At 74.4% G+C, this 21,370-nt stretch carries 19 protein-coding genes; 6 read left to right on the top strand and 13 right to left on the bottom strand.

The window, feature by feature from the left end:
• Positions 1 to 26: 26 nt before the first annotated feature.
• The 4 genes from ACI795_RS17740 to ACI795_RS17725 all read left to right on the top strand — a co-directional run bounded on the left by ACI795_RS17740 (position 27) and on the right by ACI795_RS17725 (position 4,416).
• Positions 27 to 1,115, top strand: a complete 1,089-nt coding sequence (locus tag ACI795_RS17740; RefSeq protein WP_457076897.1) for an ABC transporter ATP-binding protein — start codon at positions 27 to 29, stop codon at positions 1,113 to 1,115.
• 83 nt (positions 1,116 to 1,198) lie between these two features.
• Positions 1,199 to 2,611, top strand: coding sequence for a GH1 family beta-glucosidase (locus ACI795_RS17735; protein WP_457076896.1), 1,413 nt, complete (start codon positions 1,199 to 1,201; stop codon positions 2,609 to 2,611).
• Positions 2,608 to 3,348 carry an SDR family NAD(P)-dependent oxidoreductase gene (locus tag ACI795_RS17730; protein ID WP_457076895.1) on the top strand — a complete coding sequence of 247 codons (741 nt, stop codon included), beginning with the start codon at positions 2,608 to 2,610 and terminating at the stop codon, positions 3,346 to 3,348. Before ACI795_RS17735 ends, ACI795_RS17730 begins: the two co-directional genes overlap by 4 nt.
• Before the next feature lie 99 nt (positions 3,349 to 3,447).
• Positions 3,448 to 4,416: a glycoside hydrolase family 88 protein gene (locus ACI795_RS17725; RefSeq protein WP_457076894.1), complete on the top strand. Its 969-nt coding sequence runs from the start codon at positions 3,448 to 3,450 to the stop codon at positions 4,414 to 4,416.
• A gap of 60 nt (positions 4,417 to 4,476) precedes the next feature.
• Here ACI795_RS17725 and ACI795_RS17720 read toward each other — a convergent pair whose 3' ends face one another.
• The 8 genes from ACI795_RS17720 to ACI795_RS17685 form a co-directional block, all read right to left on the bottom strand.
• Positions 4,477 to 5,835 carry a glycoside hydrolase family 6 protein gene (locus tag ACI795_RS17720; protein ID WP_457076893.1) on the bottom strand — a complete coding sequence of 453 codons (1,359 nt, stop codon included), beginning with the start codon at positions 5,833 to 5,835 and terminating at the stop codon, positions 4,477 to 4,479.
• A 231-nt stretch (positions 5,836 to 6,066) separates the two neighbouring features.
• Positions 6,067 to 7,791 (bottom strand): dipeptide ABC transporter ATP-binding protein, encoded by a 1,725-nt coding sequence (locus tag ACI795_RS17715; protein ID WP_457076892.1) that lies wholly within the window; start codon positions 7,789 to 7,791, stop codon positions 6,067 to 6,069.
• A complete protein-coding gene (locus ACI795_RS17710) occupies positions 7,788 to 8,876 on the bottom strand; it encodes an ABC transporter permease (RefSeq protein WP_457076891.1) in 1,089 nt (362 codons plus the stop codon). The genes ACI795_RS17715 and ACI795_RS17710 overlap by 4 nt, the downstream gene beginning before the upstream one ends.
• Before the next feature lies 1 nt (position 8,877).
• Positions 8,878 to 9,978, bottom strand: coding sequence for an ABC transporter permease (locus tag ACI795_RS17705; RefSeq protein WP_457076890.1), 1,101 nt, complete (start codon positions 9,976 to 9,978; stop codon positions 8,878 to 8,880).
• 103 nt (positions 9,979 to 10,081) lie between these two features.
• The gene (locus ACI795_RS17700) at positions 10,082 to 11,722 is read right to left on the bottom strand and encodes an ABC transporter substrate-binding protein (RefSeq protein ID WP_457076889.1); all 1,641 of its coding nucleotides are present in this window, start codon (positions 11,720 to 11,722) and stop codon (positions 10,082 to 10,084) included.
• Between the two features lie 210 nt (positions 11,723 to 11,932).
• The gene (locus tag ACI795_RS17695) at positions 11,933 to 14,008 is read right to left on the bottom strand and encodes a TPM domain-containing protein (protein WP_457076888.1); all 2,076 of its coding nucleotides are present in this window, start codon (positions 14,006 to 14,008) and stop codon (positions 11,933 to 11,935) included.
• Between the two features lie 17 nt (positions 14,009 to 14,025).
• Positions 14,026 to 14,475, bottom strand: a complete 450-nt coding sequence (locus ACI795_RS17690; protein ID WP_457076887.1) for a hypothetical protein — start codon at positions 14,473 to 14,475, stop codon at positions 14,026 to 14,028.
• 135 nt (positions 14,476 to 14,610) lie between these two features.
• Positions 14,611 to 15,369: a VOC family protein gene (locus ACI795_RS17685; RefSeq protein ID WP_457076886.1), complete on the bottom strand. Its 759-nt coding sequence runs from the start codon at positions 15,367 to 15,369 to the stop codon at positions 14,611 to 14,613.
• Positions 15,370 to 15,524: 155 nt separating this feature from the next.
• Between ACI795_RS17685 and ACI795_RS17680 the strand changes: the two genes are divergently transcribed.
• Positions 15,525 to 15,878 (top strand): Rieske (2Fe-2S) protein, encoded by a 354-nt coding sequence (locus tag ACI795_RS17680; RefSeq protein ID WP_457076885.1) that lies wholly within the window; start codon positions 15,525 to 15,527, stop codon positions 15,876 to 15,878.
• Positions 15,879 to 15,918: 40 nt separating this feature from the next.
• Here ACI795_RS17680 and ACI795_RS17675 read toward each other — a convergent pair whose 3' ends face one another.
• The 5 genes from ACI795_RS17675 to ACI795_RS17655 form a co-directional block, all read right to left on the bottom strand.
• The gene (locus ACI795_RS17675) at positions 15,919 to 16,737 is read right to left on the bottom strand and encodes a MetQ/NlpA family ABC transporter substrate-binding protein (protein WP_457076883.1); all 819 of its coding nucleotides are present in this window, start codon (positions 16,735 to 16,737) and stop codon (positions 15,919 to 15,921) included.
• 34 nt (positions 16,738 to 16,771) lie between these two features.
• Positions 16,772 to 17,428 (bottom strand): methionine ABC transporter permease, encoded by a 657-nt coding sequence (locus tag ACI795_RS17670; protein WP_457076881.1) that lies wholly within the window; start codon positions 17,426 to 17,428, stop codon positions 16,772 to 16,774.
• Positions 17,425 to 18,516 (bottom strand): methionine ABC transporter ATP-binding protein, encoded by a 1,092-nt coding sequence (locus ACI795_RS17665; RefSeq protein WP_457076880.1) that lies wholly within the window; start codon positions 18,514 to 18,516, stop codon positions 17,425 to 17,427. The genes ACI795_RS17670 and ACI795_RS17665 overlap by 4 nt, the downstream gene beginning before the upstream one ends.
• A gap of 334 nt (positions 18,517 to 18,850) precedes the next feature.
• The gene (gene recR / locus ACI795_RS17660) at positions 18,851 to 19,450 is read right to left on the bottom strand and encodes a recombination mediator RecR (RefSeq protein ID WP_457076879.1); all 600 of its coding nucleotides are present in this window, start codon (positions 19,448 to 19,450) and stop codon (positions 18,851 to 18,853) included.
• Positions 19,451 to 19,682: 232 nt separating this feature from the next.
• Positions 19,683 to 20,027: a YbaB/EbfC family nucleoid-associated protein gene (locus ACI795_RS17655; RefSeq protein WP_457076878.1), complete on the bottom strand. Its 345-nt coding sequence runs from the start codon at positions 20,025 to 20,027 to the stop codon at positions 19,683 to 19,685.
• A gap of 77 nt (positions 20,028 to 20,104) precedes the next feature.
• Here ACI795_RS17655 and ACI795_RS17650 point away from each other — a divergent pair, with 77 nt between their 5' ends.
• A complete protein-coding gene (locus ACI795_RS17650) occupies positions 20,105 to 21,319 on the top strand; it encodes an MFS transporter (RefSeq protein ID WP_457076877.1) in 1,215 nt (404 codons plus the stop codon).
• The last annotated feature ends 51 nt before the right edge of the window (positions 21,320 to 21,370 follow it).

Genomic DNA, 21,370 nt, shown 5'->3' with positions numbered 1-21,370 from the left:
CTCCCCCAGCCGGAAAGGCGCCTGACATGGCCACCGTCACCTTCGACCACGCCACCCGGATCTACCCGAAGGCCGAGCGGCCCGCGGTCGACGCCCTCGACCTGGAGATCGCCGACGGCGAGTTCCTCGTCCTGGTCGGCCCCTCGGGCTGCGGCAAGTCCACGTCCCTGCGGATGCTCGCCGGGCTGGAGGAGGTCGACTCCGGGTCGATCGTCATCGGGCAGCGGGACGTGACCGACTCCCCGCCCAAGGAGCGGGACATCGCCATGGTGTTCCAGAGCTACGCCCTCTACCCGCACATGACGGTGGAGGAGAACATGGGCTTCGCGCTCAAGCTCGCCGGCATCTCCAAGGACGAGCGCGCCACCCGGGTCCGGGAGGCGGCGAAGATCCTGGACCTGGAGCCCTACCTCACCCGCCGGCCCAAGGCGCTGTCCGGCGGCCAGCGCCAGCGGGTGGCCATGGGCCGGGCGATCGTGCGCGACCCGCAGGTGTTCCTGATGGACGAGCCGCTGTCCAACCTCGACGCCAAGCTGCGGGTGCAGACCCGCACCCAGATCGCCGCCCTGCAGCGCCGGCTGGGCACCACGACCGTCTACGTCACCCACGACCAGGTCGAGGCGATGACCATGGGCGACCGCGTGGCGGTGCTCAAGGACGGCGTCCTGCAGCAGTGCGACACCCCCGGCTCCCTCTACGACCGGCCGGCCAACGTCTTCGTCGCCGGCTTCATCGGCTCCCCGGCGATGAACATCGCCACCGGACCCGCGGTCGACGGCGGCGTGCTGCTGGGCGGCGCGGTGCTGCCGGTCCCCCGCGACCAGCTCACCCGGGCCTCGGCCGGCAACGGCCAGGTCACCGTGGGCTTCCGGCCGGAGGCCGTGGTCCTGGCCCCCGCCGGCGACGGCGTCCCGGTCACCGTCGACGTCGTCGAGCACCTGGGCAGCGACGCCTTCCTCTACGCCCGCCTCACCGGTGGCGACGACGACGGTGCCGAGGTCGTCATCCGGACCGAACCGCGCACCCGGGCCGCCGCCGGCGACCAGGTGCACGTCTCGGTCCAGCCCGGGCAGCTGCACGTGTTCGACCCCACGAGCGGCCTGCGCGTCGACTGACGCGCACACTTCCCCCAGACTCGCGCGCCCCAGCGTCGGGGCGCGCCGACCACACCCGTCCCCAGCAAGGAGCACACCCCGTCATGACCTCCACCGACGTCCGCGAGGACCGGACCGCCGGACTCGTGTTCCCCCCGGGGTTCACGTTCGGCGCCGCCACCGCCGCCTACCAGATCGAGGGCGCCGTCGACGAAGACGGCCGCGGCAAGTCGATCTGGGACACCTTCAGCCACACCCCGGGCAAGACCTTCCAGGGCCACACCGGCGACGTCGCCTGCGACCACTACCACCGCTACCCGCAGGACGTCGCGATGATGAAGGAGCTGGGGCTCGCCGCCTACCGCTTCTCCGTCTCCTGGCCCCGGGTCCTGCCCGAGGGCACCGGCCGCATCGAGCAGCGCGGGCTGGACTTCTACGGCCGCCTGGTCGACGAGCTGCTCGAGGCCGGCATCGCACCGTGGCTGACCCTCTACCACTGGGACCTGCCGCAGGCCCTGCAGGACGAGGGTGGCTGGGCCAACCGCGACACCGCGTACCGCTTCGCCGAGTACGCCGGGGTCGTCTACGACGCCCTCGGTGACCGGGTGCCGCACTGGTCGACCCTGAACGAGCCGATGTGCAGCTCGCTGCTGGGCTACATGGCCGGTCAGCACGCCCCGGGCCACACGAACCCGGTCGAGGCCTCCCGCGCCGTGCACCACCTGCTGCTCGGCCACGGCCTGGCGACCCAGGTGATGCGCGACAAGGGCGCCGACCACCTCGGCATCACGCTGAACTTCACGCCGATGAAGGCGGCCACCGACTCCGCCGCGGACCTCGACGCCGCCCGCCGGCTCGACGGCCAGCAGAACCGGATGTTCGTGGTGCCGATCGTCACCGGCGAGTACCCGGCCGACGTCGCCGAGGACCTGGCCGCCGCCGGCGCCCCGCTGCCGATCGAGGACGGCGACCTGGAGGTCATCTCCACCCCCGTCGACTGGCTGGGCGTGAACTACTACTTCCAGTCGACCGTGCGGGCGGTCAGCGAGCCCACCGGCAAGCAGTCGTCGTTCATCGGCGCCGAGCTGGTGGAGGACCTCGAGCCCGAGGGCCCGACCACCACCATGGGGTGGGGCATCAACCCCGAGGCGTTCACCGAGCTGCTGCTGTGGCTGCGCGACACCGCCCCGGGCCTGCCCATGTTCATCACCGAGAACGGCTCCGCCTGGCCGGACGCCGTCGGCGCCGACGGGCAGGTCGAGGACCCGGAGCGGGTCGACTACCTGCTGCGGCACCTGGCGGCGATGACCGAGGCGATCGACGGCGGCGCCGACGTGCGCGGCTACTTCGCCTGGTCGCTGATGGACAACTACGAGTGGGCGCGCGGGTACGAGCAGCGGTTCGGCATCGTGCACGTCGACTACGACACCCAGGTGCGGACCCCGAAGCAGAGCGCCCGGGTCTACGCCGACGTGCTGCGCCGTCACCACGAGTCCCAGCACGACGGGGCGCAGTGACGGCACCCGACACCACGGCGGCCGGCGGGGGCACCTCCCTCGCCGGCCGCCGGGTGCTGCTGACCGGCGCCTCGCGGGGCGTGGGCCGGGCGATCGCCCGCCGGCTGGTCGCCGAGGGCGCCGACGTGCTGGGCACCGCCCGGGACGCGGCCGCCCTCGACGCGCTGACCGGGGAGCTGACCGGCGGCCCCGGCTCGTTCACCGCCGTCGTCGCCGAGCTGACCGACGAGGCCACCCCGCAACGGCTGGCCGAGGCGGTCGGGCAGCGCTGGGGTGCGCTGGACGTGCTGCTGAACAACGCCGGCGTCATGCTCGCCCGCGAGCCGCGGTTCGAGGACGAGCCGGCCGGCACGCTCGAGGAGAGCCTGCTGGTCAACTGCGTCGTCCCGCACCGCCTCGTGCTCGCGCTGCTGCCCGCCCTGCGCAAGGCCGAGGAGCCGCGGGTGGTGCACGTCAGCTCCGGGGCGGGCACCACCGAGCTCATCCGGGACGCCGGGATCGGCAGCTACCGGGTGAGCAAGTGGGCGCTGAACGGGCTGGTGCTCATGCAGGCGGCCCAGCTCGCCGGCGAGGTCGCGGTCAACGCCCTCGACCCCGGGTGGGTGCGCACCGACCTGGGCGGTGAGGAGGCCCCGGGCACCCCGGAGGAGAGCGCGGAGGGTGCGCTGGCACTGCTGCGGGAGCCGATCACGGTGACCGGCCGGATCTTCAAGGACGGCACCGAGATCCTGTTCTGAGGTCACGGGACAGGACTTCGGGATCGACGGCTGTCGCCGGGAGCATCGCAGGGAGCGCCAGCAACCGAGGAGCGGACCGAGAGGAACCGAGGAGGCGCCGTGCTGGACGACGAGGTCCACGCGCAGGTCCTGTCCGCGCTCCTGGTCACCCAGCGGCACAGCTGGGACCAGGGGCTCACGGCCGCCGTGCTCGACGCGTCGGGCACTCACGTCCCGCTCCGCGTGCTGGTCGACGACGCGGTGGCCCGCCAGCTGCCCGACGGGCGGCTGGCCGAGCTGGACCCGCTGTGCTCGGTGAACAGCGGGGCGGTGGCCGAGTTCGTCGACCTGGTCGCCGGCCGCACCGGCGACGAGGGCCTCGCCGCGGCCGCCGCACGGCAGCGGACGTGGCTGCTCAGCGGGGCGCCCCGGGCCGCCGACGGCACGCTGTTCCACCTCGTCGAGGGGCGCCAGGTGTGGGCCGACACCGTCTACATGGTGGTGCCCTTCCTCGCCGCCACCGGTGCCGCGATCGCGGCGCTGGACCAGCTCGACGGGCACCGGGTCCGGCTGCGGGACCCGGACACCGGGCTGTGGGCCGCCCGCTGGGACGAGGACGGCGGCGCCCTCGCCGACCCGCGGGCGTGGGGCACCGGCAACGGCTGGGTGGTGGCCGGCCTGGCCCGCACGGTGCGCTGGCTGCCCGGGCGGCGCGGCGTCGAGGTGGCCGCCGAGGTCCGCGGGCTGCTGACGGCCGCCGCCGCGCTGCGCCGTCCCGACGGCCTGCTCGGTGACGTCCTCGACGACCCGGCCAGCCGGTCGGACCCGACCGTGGCGGCGATGTTCGCCTGGGCCGCGCTCACCGGTGCCGCCGAGGGCTGGCTCCCGGCCGGCTGCGCCGAGCTGGGCTGCGAGCTGCTGGCCGCGGCGGTGGCCCGGCTGGACCCGCTGGGCCGGGTGAGCGGGGCCAGCGCCGCTCCGCACTTCGACCGGCCGGGGCACTCCCCGGAGGCGCAGGCCTTCGTGCTGCTGGCCGACGCGGCCGAGCGGCGCTGGCGCCGCGACCACCGGGCCGCCGTCCTCGGCTGACCGGACGGGACGGGCCCGGCCGCCCCGCCACGGGGGCGGGGCGGCCGGGACCTGCTCAGCTCAGCGCAGCACCGGGACGGCCAGCCGCGCCAGTTCCAGCGCCTGCTCCGGGAACCACGCCCCCGCGGCCGGGTCGACGATGCCGCCCCACTCCGGGTCGGTGGTGGAGCCGGCGATGCCGCGGTTGCACTGGCCGTCGGACTGCCCGGGCGTCTTCACCCAGAGGTAGGCGTCCAGCAGCGGGAACTCCTCGTCCGGCACGGCGCGCGGGGTCTCCCCCAGGCCGCGGCCGGGCGGGTTGCACCAGGTCTGCGGGTCCGGGTAGGTGCCGGCGGGCGGAGCCCACGGCCCCTGACCGTTGCGGCTGGTGTCCAGCACGAAGTGCTCGGTCGGCTGGGCGCCGCCCAGCACGCTGGCGTACCGGGAGGTGACCCCGGCGGTGTTCGCCGTCGGGTCGGCGGCCGTGTCGCTCCACTCCTTCGTCGGGTCCAGGGCAACGCCGGTGAAGGCGTTGGCCGGCCCCCCGCTCCAGTACTGGTCGCCGCAGTTGGCGTAGTCGCCGACCTGCACGACGGTCACGTAGGTGACGCAGGAGGAGATCCAGGTGCCGTAGTGCTCCAGGTTCGGCGTGTACTGGTAGTTCGACGTGTTCAGCGCGAAGCCCTGGAACTGCTGCACCTGGGCGCGGACCAGCCGCTCGGAGATGCTGGCGACGTCGTGCCAGCTGCTGTGGCCGGCGTCGAGGTAGACCAGGGCCTGGGGGTTGGCCCGCTCGATCGCCTGCCCGACGTAGGTGATGTCGGCGAGGCGCCCCTCGTCGGTCGGCTCCGAGCCGGCGGGGTAGGTGCCGGCGGGGCAGTCACTGGGCATCAGCGCCAGGCCGTCCGGCTCGATGACCACCGTCACCGCGCCACCCTTGCCGATCCCGGCGGCGACGCCGTCGGCCCAGGCGCGGTAGGCCGCGTCGTTCGCGGCGCCACCGGCGGAGTACTGCGAGCAGTCCCGGCCGGGGACGTTGTAGACGACCAGCGTCGGCACGGTCTTCTTCGCCTTGGCCATCAGCACGGCGCGCTGGGCCTCCGAGCGGACCTCGGCCGGGGTGCCCCCGGTGAGCCACACCGCCTGGGGGGTGTTCACCTCGGCCTCGATGAGGCCGGCCTCGGCGAAGTGCCCGGCCCGGCGGGCCTCGCTGATCTGCCGCTGGGCACCGCGGTCGGGCTCGGGGGTGTAGAACGCCGTGTCGGCGGGGAGGGCCGCCGCTTCGGGGGCCAGCAGCGCCGGCGGCTGGTCGGGGGCGGCGACGGGCGGCGCAGCGGGGGCGGCCGTCGCCGGGGAGACCGTGGTCAGTGCTCCGGCCGTGAGCGCTGCGGAGACCGCCAGCAGGGTGGCCCGCCTGCGGGGTCGGGAGGTCGAGAACATCGTCGTCCTGTCGTCGGTGGACCCACGGTGAACCCGTGAGAGCGCTCCCACACCGCACGAACGCGCACGCAGCGAAATGTGTGGGAGCGGTCACACTCTGCACCGCCGGAGCGCCCGGGCGCAAGACGCAGTCGTACCGGAACAGCCCGATGCGCCGGACCGCCCTTCGCTTCCCGCTCGGAGAGCGAAGGGCGGCGCCTCGGTTGCCACGCCGAGAGCGAGGGGTGGGGCTCACGTGTCGGCGCGCAGCCGTTCCCACTCGGCGCGACGGGCGGCCTGCTGGTCGGGGTCAGGCACCGGCAGCGACGCCAGCAGCCGCCGGGTGTAGGGGTGTTGCGGCGCCCCGAGCACCTCCGCTCCCGTGCCCTCCTCGACCAGTCGGCCGCGCAGCAGCACCGCGATCCGGTCGGCCAGCAGGTCGACGACGGCCAGGTCGTGGCTGATGAACAGCGCCGCGAACCCCAGCTCCCGCTGCAGGTCGGCGAAGAGCTCCAGCACCCGCGCCTGCACCGAGACGTCCAGGGCCGAGGTCGGCTCGTCGGCGATGAGCAGCTCCGGGTCCAGCGCCAGCGCGCGGGCCAGGCTGGCCCGCTGCCGCTGACCGCCGGAGAGCTCGTGCGGGTACCGGTCGCCGAATGCCTTGGGCAGCTGCACCGCCTCCAGCAGCTCGTCGACCCGCCGGCGGGCGGCGCGGGGGTCCTTCGCCCGCTTGTGCACCACCAGCGGCTCGGCGACCGCGTCGGCGATGGTGAGCAGCGGGTTGAAGCTGGTCGCCGGGTCCTGGAAGACGAACCCGATCCGCTCGCGCACGGGACGGAAGGTGCGCTCCTTCATCCCGTTCATCTCGGTGCCCAGCACCTGCAGCGACCCGCCGCTGACCCGGGTGAGCCCGGCGATCGCGCGCCCGATGGTGGTCTTGCCGCTACCGCTCTCCCCCACCAGCCCCAGCACCTCGCCGGGCCGGATGTCGAAGCTGACGCCGTCGACGGCGGTGAAGTCCGGTTTGCGCAGCCGGCCGGGGTAGACGATCCGCAGGTCCCGCGCCGCGACCACCGGGGTGGTCTCGGCCCAGCCCGGCGCCCGCCGCTCGGCGCGCGCCCGGGCGTTCACCGAGCCACCGCCCAGCCGCGGGACGGCGGCCAGCAGCTGCTGGGTGTAGGGCTCCTTCGGCGACGCGAACAGCGTGCGGACGTCGGCCTGCTCGACCAGCTCGCCCCGGTACATGACCGCGACCCGGTCGGCGAGGTCGGCGACCACCCCCATGTTGTGGGTGATCAGCACGATCGCGGCGCCGAAGTCGTCGCGGCAGCGGCGCAGCAGGTCGAGGATCTCCGCCTGCACGGTGACGTCCAGGGCGGTGGTCGGCTCGTCGGCGACGATCACGCCGGGGTCGAGCACCAGCGCCTGGGCGATGACGATGCGCTGCTTCTGCCCGCCGGAGAACTGGTGCGGGTAGTGGTCGATCCGGGTCTCCGGGTCGGGGATGCCCACCCGGCGCAGCACGTCGACCGCCTTGGCCCGGGCCTCGGCCTTGCTGAGCTTGCCGTGCGCGCGCAGCCCCTCGGTGATCTGCCAGCCCACCGGGTAGACCGGGTTGAGCGCCGTCGAGGGCTCCTGGAACACCATCGCGGCGTCCTGGCCGCGGACCTCGCGCAGCTGGCTGCCCCGCAGCGTGACGACGTCGTGCGAGCTCCCGCCGTCCCGGCTGCGCAGCACGACCGCGCCGCGCGCGGTGGCCGTCTCCGGCAACAGGCCCAGGATGGTGCGCGCGGTGACGGTCTTCCCGCTGCCGCTCTCCCCGACGATGGCCAGCACCTCACCGGCGGCCACCGACAGCGAGACGTCCCGGACGGCGGCCACGGTGCCGGCGTCGGTGGCGAAGGAGACCGCGAGGTCGCGGATCTCCACGACGTCGCCGCTGCCCGGTCCGGTCGCGTTCGTGGTGGTTGTGCTCATGCCCGGTCTCCCCGTCCCTGCTCCTCGGGCCCCTGATCCCCGTGCCCCTGGTCCTCGAGCCCGTCGACGCCCCCCGGCCCGGCGCTGAGCGCGCCGCCGGGCACCGCGGAGACCTCGGCCAGCCCCTCGGGCTGCTGCTGCTGGGCCGCCCGGCGGCGGGTGCGCAGCCGCGGGTCGGCGAGGTCGTTGAGGCTCTCCCCGACCAGCGTCAGCCCGAGTACCACCAGCACGATCGCCAGGCCCGGGAACAGCGCGGTCCACCAGATACCGCTGGTCACGTCCGACAGCGCCCGGTTGAGGTCGAAGCCCCACTCGGCCGCCTCGGTCGGCTCGATGCCGAAGCCGAGGAAGCCCAGCCCGGCGAGGGTGAGGATCGCCTCGGAGGCGTTGAGCGTGAGGATCAGCGGCAGCGTGCGGGTGGCGTTGCGCAGCACGTGCCGCAGCATGATCCGCTGGTTGCTGGCGCCGATCACCCGCGCGGACTCGACGAACGCCTCGGACTTGATCCGCACCGTCTCCGCGCGCACCACCCGGAAGTACTGCGGGATGAAGACCACGGTGATCGAGATGGCGGCGGCGAGGATCCCGCCCCAGAGGTCGGACCGTCCACCGCTGATGACGATGGCCACGATGATCGCCAGCAGCAGCGGGGGGAAGGCGTAGACCGCGTCGGCGATGACCACCAGCACCCGGTCCAGCCAGCCGCCGAAGTAGCCGGAGACCAGGCCCAGCAGCACGCCCAGGACCAGCGACAGGGCGACCGCGACGACGATGACGTACAGCGCCGTACGGGAGCCCCAGATCACCCGGGACAGCACGTCGTAGCCGCCGACGGTGGTGCCGAGCCAGTGCTCGGCCGACGGCGACTGCTGCGCGCCGAAGGCGCCCTGCGCGTTCCGCAGCTGGCTGAACCCGTAGGGCGCCAGCAGCGGCGCGAAGACCGCGGTGAGCAGGAAGACGCCGGCGAGGACCAGCCCGGCCACGAGCATGCCGCGCTGCAGGCCGACGCTCTGCCGCAGCTGGTGGACGACGGGTAGCTGCCGCCACGTCCGGTGGCGGCCGGTGGGTGCGGTGGCGGTGGCCATCTCAGTACCTCACCCGGGGGTCGATGAGCGCGGCGATCACGTCGACGACGAAGTTGGTGACCGCGACGATGACCGCCAGCAGCGCGACGATGCCCTGCACGGCGACGAAGTCGCGGGACTGCAGGTACTGGGCGAGCTGGAAGCCCAGGCCCTTCCACTCGAAGGTGGTCTCGGTGAGCACCGCGCCGGCCATCAGCATGGCGATCTGCATGCCGATGACGGTGATGATCGGGATCAGCGCGGGACGGTAGGCGTGCTTGCGCAGCAGCCGGTACTCCCCGACGCCGCGCGAGCGGGCGGCCTCGACGTAGCCGCTGCCCAGCGTGCCGATCACGTTGGTGCGCACCAGGCGGAGGAAGACCCCGGCGGTGAGCAGGCCCAGGGCGACCGCGGGCAGGACGGCGTGCTGCAGCACGTCGATGATCACGTCGGGGTCGCCGGTGCGGATCGCGTCGATCAGGTAGATGCCGGTCTGCCCGTCCAGCCGCTGCAGCTCGATCTCGGTCCGGGTGGAGGCACGCCCGGCGACCGGGAGCCAGTCCAGCTGGACGGCGAACACGAGCTTGAGCAGCAGGCCGGCGAAGAACACCGGGGTGGCGTAGCAGAGGATCGCGAAGACCCGGAGCATCGCGTCGGGGGCGCGGTCGCGCATGTAGGCGGCCAGCTGCCCCAACGGGATGCCGACCACGAAGGCGACCAGCAGCGCGTAGAAGGTCAGCTCCAAGGTGGCGGCACCGAACGTGGTGAGCACCTCGGTGACCGGGCGCCGGTCGCTGAGCGTGGTGCCGAAGTCGCCGCTGACGACGTTGCCCAGGTACTCGAGGTACTGGGTGAACAGCGGCCGGTCGTAGCCGGCCTCCCGGATCCGCTCCTGCAGCTGGTCGGCCGGCAGCCGGCCGCCGAGCGCGGCGGTGATCGGGTCACCGGTGGCGCGCATCAGGAAGAAGACGGTCGTCACCAGGATGAAGATCGTCGGGAAGATCAGCAGGAAGCGGACGAGGAGGTAGCTCCCCAGTCCGCCGCCGCTGGTGCGACGCCGGCGGCTCGCGGGTGGTGCGGCCGGCTCGGTGGCGTTCCCGGCCAGCTCGGAGGTCGTGGTCATCGCTCCCAGTCCATCAGACGGCCGTCGGGGGACGGCCGGACGTGCCCGGCCCCGGGCGCCCCGCGAGGTGCGGGCCGCCCGGGGCCGGGGTGGTGCGGGGTGGTCAGCCCTTGGAGAGGGCGCCGTACCGGAACTTGAACGACGGGTCCAGGGTGTCCTGGGCGCCGTCGACGTCGGTGCCGGTGACGGCCACCTGGGCGCCCTGCAGGTAGGGGACGGTCGACAGGTCGTCGGCCACCAGCTCCTGGATCTGCTCGATCAGGGCCTGACGCTCGGCCGGGTCGGCCGTCGTCGCCTGCTGCAGGATCAGCTCGTCCACCTGCGGGTTCGAGTAGTGGTTGCCCAGGAAGTTCTCCGTCTGAAAGAACGGCGTCAGGTAGTTGTCGGCGTCGGAGTAGTCCGGGAACCAGCCCAGCTGGTAGGCCGGGTAGACGTCGGCGGTGCGCTGTTCGGAGTACTGCGTCCACTCCGTGGTCTGCAGGTCGACGCTGAACAGCCCGGAGGACTCCAGCTGGTCCTTGATCAGCGCGTACTCGTCACCTGAGGACGGGCCGTAGTGGTCGTTGGAGTACTGCAGGTTCAGCTGCACGGGGGTCTGCACGCCGGCGGCCTGCAGCAGCTGCGCCGCGGCCTCGGCGTCCGGGCCGCCCTCGCCGTCGCCGTACTTCTCCTGCAGCGGCTGGACGGCGCCGGTCAGGCCCTCGGGCACGAAGGAGTACAGCGGGGTGTAGGTGCCCTTGTAGACCTGCTCGGCCAGCTCCTCGCGGTCGATCAGGCTGGCCACCGCCTGGCGCACGGCCAGCGCCTTGGCCGGGTCGGCCTCCGGCGTCGTCGCGCCGTAGGGCTGGGTGTTGAAGTTGAAGACGATGTAGCGGATCTCGCCGCCGGGGCCGTCGACGACCTGGACGTCGTCGTTGCCGCGCAGGTCCTCGACGTCGGTCGCGCTCAGGCTGCGGAAGGCGACGTCGATGTTGCCCTCCTGCACGTCCAGCTTCAGGTTCGAGGCGTCGGCGTAGTAGCGGACGCTGACCTCGTCGGTCTTCGGGGCGCCGAGGAGACCCTCGTAGCCGTCGAATGCCTCGTAGGAGACCAGGTTGTTCTGGTCGTAGTCGGTGATCGTGTACGGGCCGGCGAAGGCCTGGCCGTCGACGATCTCCTGGTCCGGGGTGAGCGCGTCGGCGGAGAAGACGTCCTCGTCGACGATCGGGCCGGCCGGGCTGGACAGGATCTGCGGGAAGACCTGGTCGTTCTCGGACTTCAGGTTGAACACCACGGTCTGCTCGTCCGGGGTCTCGACGCTGTCCAGGTTGTACAGCAGGGACGCCGGGCCGCTCTCGTCGTTGATCGCGACCATGCGGTCGAAGGTGAACTTGACGTCGGAGGAGGTCAGCTCGTTGCCGTTGGCGAAGGTGAGGCTCGGCTTGAGGGTGACCGTGTACTGCGTCGGCGAGGTGAACTCCGCGGACTCGGCGATGTCGGGCTCGACGTCCGGGCTGCCCAGCGGGGTGTTCATCAGGAACGGGTAGACCTGGTTCATCACGGCGAAAGAGCCGTTGTCGTACGAACCGGCCGGGTCGATCGTGGTGATCTTGTCGCTGGTCCCGATGATCAGCGATTCGCCGCCGCCCCCACCGGAGCCGCCGTCGTCACTGCCGCCACCGCACGCCGCCAGCGCGAGCGCCGTCGCCGTGATGCCCGCCGTCGCGACCAGCGCACGCCGGCCGCTCCTGGACACGGAGTTCATCCGCCACCTCGTTCTTCGTCCAGGCGGCCCGGCCGGCGCACAGGCGCCAGACCCCGGCCGCCTGTGGTCATGGGAGATGCAGACTGACACACGCTTCCCACCAGCCGGGATGGAGTCACTCCACCTGTGATTGTGTTGTGACCCCGCTGCCGTTCACCTGAGGGCAAGGTCACGTCCACCGTCTGGTGGAGTCGGGACCCCTCGGCGTCCTCAGAAGCTGCCGCCGCCGCTGAAGCCCCCGTCGCCGCCGAAGCTGCCGCCCCCGCTGAAGCCGCCACCACCGCCCCCGCCGCCGAAGCCGCCGCCGTAGCCGCCACCGAGGCCCCCGAGCAGGATGCCGCCGAGCATCCCGCCGGCCATGCCCCCGGCGAACCCGCCGCCGAAGCCCCCGCCGCCGTAGCCGCGGCGGTAGCCGCCGCCGTACCCGCCGCCCCCGTAGCCGCCGGACATGTAGTCCTCGACGTCCTGCTGGGCCTGGGTGAGCGCCTGCCGGGCGAGGGCGTCGGCCCGCTGGGCCGACCGCAGCGCCGCCACCGGGTCGCTCGCGGCCGCGCGCGAGGCGGCGTCCAGGGTCCGATCAGCCTCGGCGAGCCGGGTGCGGGCGACGCTGCCGACGGCCCCGCGGCGGGTGGCGATGAAGTCCTCGGCGACCGCGATCGAGGTGTCCGCCGCCCGCACCGCCTGCTGCAGGTGGGCGGCCGCGCGCTGCTGTTGCTGGCGCAGGTCCCGCGCCGGCTCGAGGGCGGCCTCCAGCGCCAGGTCGGCCTCGTCGAGCTGGCGCACGACCGCCAGCGGGTCGGGCAGCGCACCGTCGCGCGGCTGCCACTGGGTGGTGGCGGCGGCGAGCGCACTCTCCGCCCGGGCCAGCTGCTCGCGCAGGCCCGGGGTGTCCACGCCCCGGCCGAGCAGCGCCTGGGCCTCGGCGATGTCCTTCTCGGTCTCCACGCGCACGGCGGTGAACCGGTCGCCCGCCTCGGCCAGCTCGCGGGACACCCGGCCGACCGAGTCCAGCAGCGTTCGGGCCTGGGCCAGCGCGTCCTCGGCGGCGCGGACCGCCGGGACGGCCGCCGCGGAGCGCCCCTCGTCGAGCTCGGAGCGGCCGTGCGCGAGCGCCTGCTCGGCGAGCTCGGCGCGCGCCTGCGCCTCGGACACGTTGTCGGCGACCGGCGACCAGGCGCTGCGGGCGTACCGCTGCTGCAGGTCGGCGAGCGTGCGCTCGGCCTCGGGCAGCCGGGCCCGCACCCCGTCGACCATCGGGCGGAGCGCGGCCAACGCCTCGGGCGCGGACTCCTCGAGGTGCCGCAGCCGGGCGTAGGCCTCCGACTGGGAGTCCAGCCGGGCGGACGCTGCGGCGGTCAGCTGCAGCAGCTCGGTGAGCATGCGGCGCTGGGTGGGCTCGTCCTCGGGGATGTCGTCGTCGAGCTCCTGGCGGATGCCGAAGGCCCGGGACAGCTCGGCCTTGGAGGCGTCCAGCGCCTCCTGGAACCCGGTGACCGGCTGCTCGCCGTACTGGGAGCGGGCGTAGGCGAGGTCGAGCTCGGAGGTCTTGACCGCTTCGTCGAGGGCCAGCAGCTCCTCGCTGGCCCGGAACATGAGCTGCTCGGTCGGGGTGCCGTGGTGCGGATCGCGCGCGGCCGCCTCGGCGGCGGCACGCTCCGCGGCCGCCCGCTCCTGGGCCGCCCGCTGCTTCTTGCGCTGCCGGCTGCGCACCAGGGCGTAACCGCCACCGCCGATCACGGCGATCCCGACCAGCACGGCGAGCGCGCCCCCACCACCACCGTCTCCGCCGGCGACACCGCTCCCATCAGCGGCCTCGCCCGAGCGGATGCCCTCGGCGAGGGTGATGGCCCCCTCGGCCCAGTCGTCCGAGCCGAGCTGCGGTTCGACCTGGCGGCTGACCAGGTCGTTGAGCCCTGCCTCGGTGACGGGCGACTGACCGCCGACGGAGTAGCCGTCGCGTCCTGGCTGGGTGTCCGTCGTAGCCGCGAACAAGATGTCGTTGTTGCCCAGGCCGGCCTCCCGGAAGGCCTGCTCGGCCCACTGGTCGCCGTCCATCCCGCTGAAGTCCTCGACATAGACGACGTAGAGCTGGGTGCCGTCCTCGGTCTGCAGGTCCTGCAACGCCGACTCGACCTCCGCCTCCTCCGCGGGGCTGAGCACGTCCGCCTGGTCGACGAGCTGCTCGGTCGGGGCGAACGGCTCGATGGCGAGGGCCGGCCCGGCACCGAGCAGCACGCCGGCCGCACCGAGGACGCCGACGGTCAGGGATCGTACGGACGGGCGCATGTCCCCATCGTGGCTGATCAGGCTGTGACCGGCGTGCCGGGCTCCACCGGCGCGTGCAGCCGCCGCTTGGCCACCGCGATGGGGACCTGCCCGACCAGCGCCGGCAGCACCCAGAAGACCGGGTTGCCGGTCTCGGCAATCAGCACTCCGGTGACCAGTGCGATGTAGGAGCCGCCGAGCAGGTGCGGCTGCCAGCTGCGCCAGCCGGACCAGTTCCGGCGGCGGGCCAGCGCCCCGGTGACCGCGAGCACCTCGGTGCCGACCGCCACCGGCACCAGCCAGCCCAGGCCGGACGCCGTCACCGCCAGGGCCACCGCCGAGACGGCCACCCCCGCGACGGCGGCCTGGTAGGCGCGGGCTGCTCCTCGCGCCCGGCGACCGGACCGCCGGGCGGCCAGCCAGACCGGGCCGAGGAGCAGCCCACCCACTCCCAGCAGGACGTGCGTCGACAGCAGGAGGTCACGCATCGCACCGGTTCCCCTCAGGCCCGGCGCCGTCCCACGGTCCGGGACCGGACCCGCCCGGCGACGCCTGTCCCGACCCTGCCGGTCGCGGCCGGCGCCGGACAGGTGCCGGATGTCAGGTCCTGACCGGTGCGTCCGTCAGCCGCCGAGGTCCTGCATCACCGAGAACGCCGCGCCCTGCGGGTCGGCGAGCACGGCGACCCGGCCGTAGGGGGTGTCCTCGGCCGGCATCAGCACCTTCCCGCCCCCGGCCTCGACCGCGGTGACCGCAGCGTCGGTGGCGGCCACGGCGAAGGCCGTCAGCCAGCCGCGCGGCACTCCGGGGGTGACGCCGCCGAGCCCGCCCAGCGGGTGCTCCTCGGTGGCGAAGGTGCAGTAGCCGCCGGCGTCGGGGATCTCCTCCCACCGGAAGCCGAATACCGCGGCGTAGAACTCCCGCGCCGCAGCCGGGTCGTCGACGGCGACCTCGTTCCAGACCACCGCGCCGGGCTCGTTGTAGATCTCCAGGCCGGTGGTGGTGCCGGCCTGCCACAGCCCGAACGGGTTGCCCTGCGGATCGGCGGCGATCGCCATCCGGCCGGCCGGGCCGACGTCCATCGGCGGGGCGAGCACGCTGCCCCCCGCCGCGGACACCTGGGCCGCCGTGGCGTCGGCGTCGTCGGTGGCGAAGTACGTCGTCCAGCGGGGCGGGTCGGCCGGGTCCTGCTGGGGGCCGAGCCCGGCGGCCTCGTGCCCGTCCCGCAGGCAGAACAGGTAGCCGCCGGCGTCGGGGCCCGGATCGGCGTAGGTCCAGTCGAGGAACCCCGCGTAGAACGCGCGGGCGGCGTCGACGTCGGGGGTGGCCAGGTCGACCCAGCACGGGGTGCCGGCGGGCCAGGGGGTGTTCCGGGTGGGCATCGCTCCTCCAAGGGGGTGTGGGAGGAGGCGACCGTCTCGCCGGGGTCCGACGGTTCCGGGGGCCGGCGGACCCGATCAGCCGATCGTCCCGCGGAGGTCTCCCGTGTCGCTGCCGTGGGTAGGTGCCCGGGCACCCACCGAGACCAGGAGGCCCCGTGCCCGACCGCGTTCCTGCCGCCGACCTGCCACCGGGCGCCGTCCGCCCCGCCGGACCGTGGGCGGTGGTCAACACCGGCGACCGGCTGTCCGCCGTCTCCCGGCGCTGCCGCCACCAGCTCGCCGACCTGGCCGAGGGCACCGTCGACGCCGAGGGCTGCCTGGTGTGCCCGTGGCACCAGTCCCGCTACGACACCTCCACCGGGGAGATGGTCACCGGCCCGCGCGGCTTCCTCGGCTGGCACGGCCCGACCCCGGGCTACACCACGCTGGTGCGCTGGTTCGGCCAGGTGGCCCGGCTGCGGGTCCGCCGGGCGGTGCGCTCCGGCGACGACGTCGTCGTCCAGGGGTGAGGCGGCCGACCCGGCGTCCCCGGGCCGGCCGCGCACCGGATCAGAACGCGGGGATGACCGCGCCCTCGTAGGTCTCCTCGATGAAGGTGCGGACCTCGTCGGAGTGCAGCAGCTCCTCCAGCTGCTGGATCCGCTCGTCGTCCTCGGTGCCGGTGCGCACCACGAGCAGGTTGGCGTTGGGGTTGCCCTCGGCCTCCTCCAGCGCCAGCGCGTCCTCGGCCGGCACCAGGTCGGCGTCGATGGCGTAGTTGCCGTTGATCACCGCGGCGTCGACGTCGGTCAGCGAGCGGGGCAGCTGCGCGGCCTCGATCTCGGTGATCTCCAGGTTCTTCGGGTTCTCCTCGACGTCCAGCGCGGTAGGCGCGGAGTCCCCGGTGTCGGCCAGCGTGATCAGGTCGTTGTCGGCCAGCAGCCGCAGCGCCCGCCCGGCGTTCGTCGGGTCGTTGGGGATCGCCACCGTCGCGCCGTCGGGCAGCGCGGCCAGGTCGGTCAGCGACTCGGAGTAGATGCCCAGCGGCTCGATGTGCACCGGCGCCAGCGGGGTGAAGTCGTACCCGGCGCTGGCCTCCTGCTCCTCCAGGTAGGGGATCGTCTGGAAGTAGTTCGCGTCGATCGACCCGTCCTCCAGCGCGGTGTTCGGCTGCACGTAGTCGGTGAACTCGACGATCTCCAGGTCCAGGCCGGCGTCGTCGGCCAGCTCCTCGTCGATGTAGCGCAGGATCTCCGCGTGCGGCACCGGCGAGGCGCCGACCTGCAACGGCTCGTCGGCACCGGACAGCTCCGCCTCACCGCCGCCGCAGGCGGTGAGGGTGACGGCGGTGGTGACCGCGGCGGCGGTCAGGGCGAGCTTGGCGCGCATGGGGGTCCTCTTTCGTTGCTCGGTCGGGTGGGGTTCAGGCGTGGGCGAGGCGGCGGGCCCAGCGGTCGCCGGCCCACTGCAGGGCCTGGACGACGGCGAGCAGCACCACGACGGTGACCACGGTGATGTCGGTGCGGAACTGCTGGTAGCCGTAGCGGATGGCGAAGTCGCCGAGCCCACCGCCGCCGATCGCCCCGGCCATCGCCGAGTAGCTGATCAGCGCGACGACGGTGACGGTGACGCCGGCGACCACGGACGGCAGCGCCTCGGGCAGCAGCACGGTGCGGACGACGTCGCGCCGGCGGGCGCCCATGGCGAGGGTGGCCTCGACCTTGCCGTGCGCCACCTCGCGCAGGCTCGTCTCGACCAGCCGGGCCAGGAACGGGACGGCGCCGATGGTCAGCGGCACGATCGTCGCGGTCGACCCGATCGTCGTCCCCACGATGCCGCGGGTGACCGGGGCGACCAGCACCAGCAGGATGATGAACGGCAGCGAACGGCCGAGGTTGACCACCAGGCCGAGCACCCGGTTCAGCAGCGGGTGCGGCGCCAGCGCGCCCGGCGCGGTCACCGTGAGCAGCACCCCGAGCGGGACGCCGAGCAGCACGGTGAGCACGGTGGAGACGCCGACCATGTAGAGGGTCTCGCCGGTGGCGTCGACCAGCTGTGGGGCGATCCGGTCCCAGTTCACCGCTGCACCTCCGGGGCGTCGGCGAGCTGCTGGACGTCGGGCGGCCCGGGGTCCTCGGAGGGCTCCTCCGCACCGGGAAGGAGGCGCTGCCCGGTGGGCGCGGCCCGCTCGACCAGCGCGCCGTCGGCGCGAAGCCGGGCCAGCGCGGTGTCCAGCCGGCCGCCGTCGTCGCCCTGCACCCGGAGCAGCAGCCGGCCGAACCGGTGGCCGGCGACGGACTCGACCGAACCGCCGGCCACCTCGACCGAGAGCCCCAGCTCGCCGGCGAGCACCCGCAGCACCCGCGCCTCGGGGGCCGCGTCGGTGACGGTGACCGTGACCAGGTCGCCGTCGGCGGCGGGGTCGACCGGGGGCGCGGGCACCAGCTGGGCGGCCAGCGGGGAGTCCGGGCGGGTGAGCACCTCGGCCAGCGGGCCGCCGTCGACCACCCGCCCGGCCGACATCAGCACCGCGCTGTCGCAGACGGCCTTGACCACGGCCATCTCGTGGGTGATCAGCAGGACGGTGAGGCCGAGCTCGGCGCGGACGGTGCGCAGCAGGTCGAGCACGCCGGCGGTGCTGGCCGGGTCGAGCGCGGAGGTCGCCTCGTCGCACAGCAGCACGGTGGGGCTGGCGGCCAGTGCCCGGGCGATGGCGACCCGCTGCTTCTGGCCGCCGGACAGCTGCGCGGGACGGGAGCCGTGCCGGTCGGCCAGCCCGACCAGGTCGAGCAGCTCGGCGACCCGGCGGCGGCGCTCGGCGCGGCCGACGCCGGCCAGCTCCAACGGGTGCTCGACGTTGCCGGCGGCGGTGCGGGAGTCGAGCAGGTGGAAGTGCTGGAAGATCATCCCGACGCTGCGCCGGGCCCGGCGGACGCCGTCGTCGTCGAGGTCGGTGAGCACCTGCCCGTCGACGGTGACCGTGCCCGACGTCGGCCGCTCCAGCAGGTTCACCAGCCGGGCCAGGGTGCTCTTGCCCGAGCCGCTGGGGCCGACGACACCGGCGAACTCACCGCGGGCGACCGACAGGCTCACGCCGTCGACGGCGACCACCTCGCCGGCACCGCGGCGGGCGGGGAAGACCTTGCGGACGTCGGACAGCTCGATCATGGGCGGGTCCTCGGGCAGGTGCGGGCGGTCGGGCACTGTTTCCCGGGGGCCGGCGTCGTGCGCGCGGCCGCCGTCCGGGCACCTCTCGAGAGGAGAGGTGGACGACGACGCGTCAGAGCGTGCTGGCGACGCGCATCAGGTCGATGGCGCGGCGACGCGTCAACGAACCCGGCTCGACCACCCGTCCAGAGTGCCCCGCGCCCTCCGCCGCCGCCACTTCCGGCCCGCCGCTGTGATGGAACCCTCAACCACTGGGGGCGTGACGTGCTGGAACGGCCCCCTTGCAGGGGCCCGCGCCGAGCTTGCGAGGCGTGGGGGGCAAGGGGGTCCTTCGTCAGGCGTCGATGCGGCGGCGGCCCTCGAAGGCCCGGCCCAGGGTGACCTCGTCGGCGTACTCCAGGTCACCACCGACCGGCAGGCCGCTGGCCAGCCGGGAGACCGCCAGGCCCAGCGGCCCGACCAGCCGGGCCAGGTAGGCCGCGGTCGCCTCACCCTCGAGGTTGGGATCGGTGGCGATGATCAGCTCGGTGACCGTGCCGTCCATCAGCCGGGTCATCAGCTCCTTGACCCGCAGGTCGTCGGGGCCGATGCCCTCGATCGGGCTGATCGCGCCGCCGAGCACGTGGTAGCGCCCACGGAACTCCCGGGTGCGCTCGATCGCGACGACGTCCTTGGGCTCCTCGACGACGCAGATGACGTCGAGCGTGCGGCGCGGGTCACGGCAGATCCGGCACTGCTCGCCCTCGGCGACGTTGTAACAGGTCACGCAGAAGCGAACCTCGGCCTGTACCCGCTGCAGCGCGGCGACCAGCCGGCCCACGTCGGCCGACTCGGCGGCCAGCAGGTGGAAGGCGATGCGCTGCGCGCTCTTGGGCCCGACGCCGGGCAGCCGTCCGAGCTCGTCGATCAGGTCCTGGACAGCGCCCTCGTACACGGTTCTCCTCGGGAAGGGCAGAGACAGGGGCGGGGGGGGGGGGGGGGGGGGGGGGGGGGGGGGGGGGGGGGGGGGGGGGGGGGGGGGGGGGGGGGGGGGCGCCGCGGGCCCCCCCCGCGCCCCAGGACCCCCCCCCCCCCCCCCCCCCCCCCCCCCCCCCCCCCCCCCCCCCCCCCCCCCCCCCCCCCCCCCCCCCCCCCCCCCCCCCCCCCCCCCCCCCCCACGGGGTGGGTCAGAAGCCGGGCAGGCCCAGGCCGCCGCCACCGCCGAGGCCGCCGGTCAGCGGCCCCATGGTGGAGGCGGTCAGGTCGCTCACGGCGCGCTGGGCATCGCGGAGGGCGGCGACGACGAGGTCCTGCAGGGTCTCGACGTCGCCGGGGTCGACCGCGGCCGGCGCGATGGTCAGCGCGGTGATCTCGCCGCTGCCGGTCATCGTGGCGGTCACCAGACCGCCACCGGCGGACCCGGTGACCTCGGTCTGGGCGAGCTCCTCCTGCGCGGCGGCGAGCTGCTGCTGCATCTGCTGCGCCTGCTTGAGGATCTGCTGCATGTCGGGCTGGCGTCCGGGTCCGGGCATGCCCCGAGAGTAGGTGCTCGGTGCGACACAGGGCGCCGGGCGCGACGGCCGGATCGGCGCAGGGCACCCTGACCGGCGTGCCGGCACAACCCACCGACGTCCCGCGCACCGGCCCGTACCGGCAGCTGGCGCTGATCGCGCTCACCCAGGTGCTGGCGCTGGCGGTGTGGTTCTCCGCCTCGGCGGTGCTGCCGCTGCTGCGCACCGACTGGGGCCTGGGCACCGGCGGCGGGGTGGCGCTGACCGTGGCCGTGCAGCTGGGGTTCGTCGCCGGGGCGCTGACCTCGGCGGTCACCGGGCTGGCCGACCGGGTGCGCCCGGAGCGGCTGTTCGCCGCCGGGGCGCTGGGCTCGGCCGGCTGCACGCTGCTGGTGGCCACGGTCGCCGAGGGGCCGCTGCTGGGTGGCGCCCTGCGCTTCCTCACCGGGGCGGGCCTCGCGCTGGTCTACCCGATCGGCATGAAGCTGATGGCCTCCTGGTTCGGCGCCCGCGGCCGCGGGCTGGCCCTCGGCGTCCTGGTCGGGGCGCTCACGCTGGGGTCGCTGCTCCCCCAGCTGTTCGTCGGGCTGATCGGTGAGCAGTGGCGCGCGGTCCTGCTCGTGGCGGCCGGCTGCGGTGCGCTGGCCGGGCTGCTCGCGGTGGCGCTGCTGCGCACCGGCCCGCACCTGGCGGTCGGCACTCCCCCGCGGGCGGCCCAGGCGCTGGACGGCTTCCGCGCGGCCCGCCCGCGGCTGGTGAACCTCGCCTACCTGGGCCACATGTGGGAGCTCTACGCGCTGTGGGCGTGGGCGGCGGCCTGGCTGACCGCTTCCCGGGCCGAGGTGGCCCCCGGGACGTCGGCGTCGACGGTGGCGCTGCTGGTGCTGGTGGCCTTCGGCCTGTGCGGTGCGGCCGGCTGCGTGCTCGCCGGCTGGCTGGCCGGACGGCGGGGGCGGGCACCGGTGGCTGCGGTCGCGGTGGCCACCAGCGGGGTCTGCTGCCTGCTGTCCCCGTGGGCGTGGTCGTGGCCGACGGCGGCGCTGGCGGTGTTCGTCTGCGTGTGGGGCGCGGCGGTGATCGCCGACTCGGCGATGTACTCCACGCTGCTCAGCGAGGTCGCCGACCGCCGCTGGGTCGGCACCGCACTGACCGTGCAGACCGCCACCGGGTTCCTGCTCACCGTGGTCACCATCAGCGCGCTGCCCTACCTCGCCGAGCTGGTCACCTGGCGCTGGACCCTGGTGCTGCTGGCGGCCGGGCCGGTGGTGTCGGTACTGGCCCTGGCCCGCTTCCGGCGGCTGACGCCCGCCTGACCCGCTCCCGTGCGGAGTCGTGCTCTGCCCACCCGGGGTGGGCAGAGCACG

Source organism: Modestobacter sp. SYSU DS0290 (genome assembly GCF_054050955.1).
Note: the sequence above shows the minus strand (reverse complement) of the source record. Positions and strands in the feature narration are given on the sequence as shown.

What these genes read in the sequence shown, in the direction of transcription:
- ACI795_RS17740 (WP_457076897.1), top strand. Translation starts at nt 27, where the DNA reads ATGGCCACCGTCACCTTCGACCACGCCACCCGGATCTACCCGAAGGCC.
- ACI795_RS17735 (WP_457076896.1), top strand. Translation starts at nt 1,199, where the DNA reads ATGACCTCCACCGACGTCCGCGAGGACCGGACCGCCGGACTCGTGTTC.
- ACI795_RS17720 (WP_457076893.1), bottom strand. Translation starts at nt 5,835, where the DNA reads ATGTTCTCGACCTCCCGACCCCGCAGGCGGGCCACCCTGCTGGCGGTC.
- ACI795_RS17715 (WP_457076892.1), bottom strand. Translation starts at nt 7,791, where the DNA reads ATGAGCACAACCACCACGAACGCGACCGGACCGGGCAGCGGCGACGTC.
- ACI795_RS17710 (WP_457076891.1), bottom strand. Translation starts at nt 8,876, where the DNA reads ATGGCCACCGCCACCGCACCCACCGGCCGCCACCGGACGTGGCGGCAG.
- ACI795_RS17705 (WP_457076890.1), bottom strand. Translation starts at nt 9,978, where the DNA reads ATGACCACGACCTCCGAGCTGGCCGGGAACGCCACCGAGCCGGCCGCA.
- ACI795_RS17700 (WP_457076889.1), bottom strand. Translation starts at nt 11,722, where the DNA reads ATGAACTCCGTGTCCAGGAGCGGCCGGCGTGCGCTGGTCGCGACGGCG.
- ACI795_RS17695 (WP_457076888.1), bottom strand. Translation starts at nt 14,008, where the DNA reads ATGCGCCCGTCCGTACGATCCCTGACCGTCGGCGTCCTCGGTGCGGCC.
- ACI795_RS17690 (WP_457076887.1), bottom strand. Translation starts at nt 14,475, where the DNA reads ATGCGTGACCTCCTGCTGTCGACGCACGTCCTGCTGGGAGTGGGTGGG.
- ACI795_RS17685 (WP_457076886.1), bottom strand. Translation starts at nt 15,369, where the DNA reads ATGCCCACCCGGAACACCCCCTGGCCCGCCGGCACCCCGTGCTGGGTC.
- ACI795_RS17675 (WP_457076883.1), bottom strand. Translation starts at nt 16,737, where the DNA reads ATGCGCGCCAAGCTCGCCCTGACCGCCGCCGCGGTCACCACCGCCGTC.
- ACI795_RS17665 (WP_457076880.1), bottom strand. Translation starts at nt 18,516, where the DNA reads ATGATCGAGCTGTCCGACGTCCGCAAGGTCTTCCCCGCCCGCCGCGGT.
- ACI795_RS17655 (WP_457076878.1), bottom strand. Translation starts at nt 20,027, where the DNA reads ATGCCCGGACCCGGACGCCAGCCCGACATGCAGCAGATCCTCAAGCAG.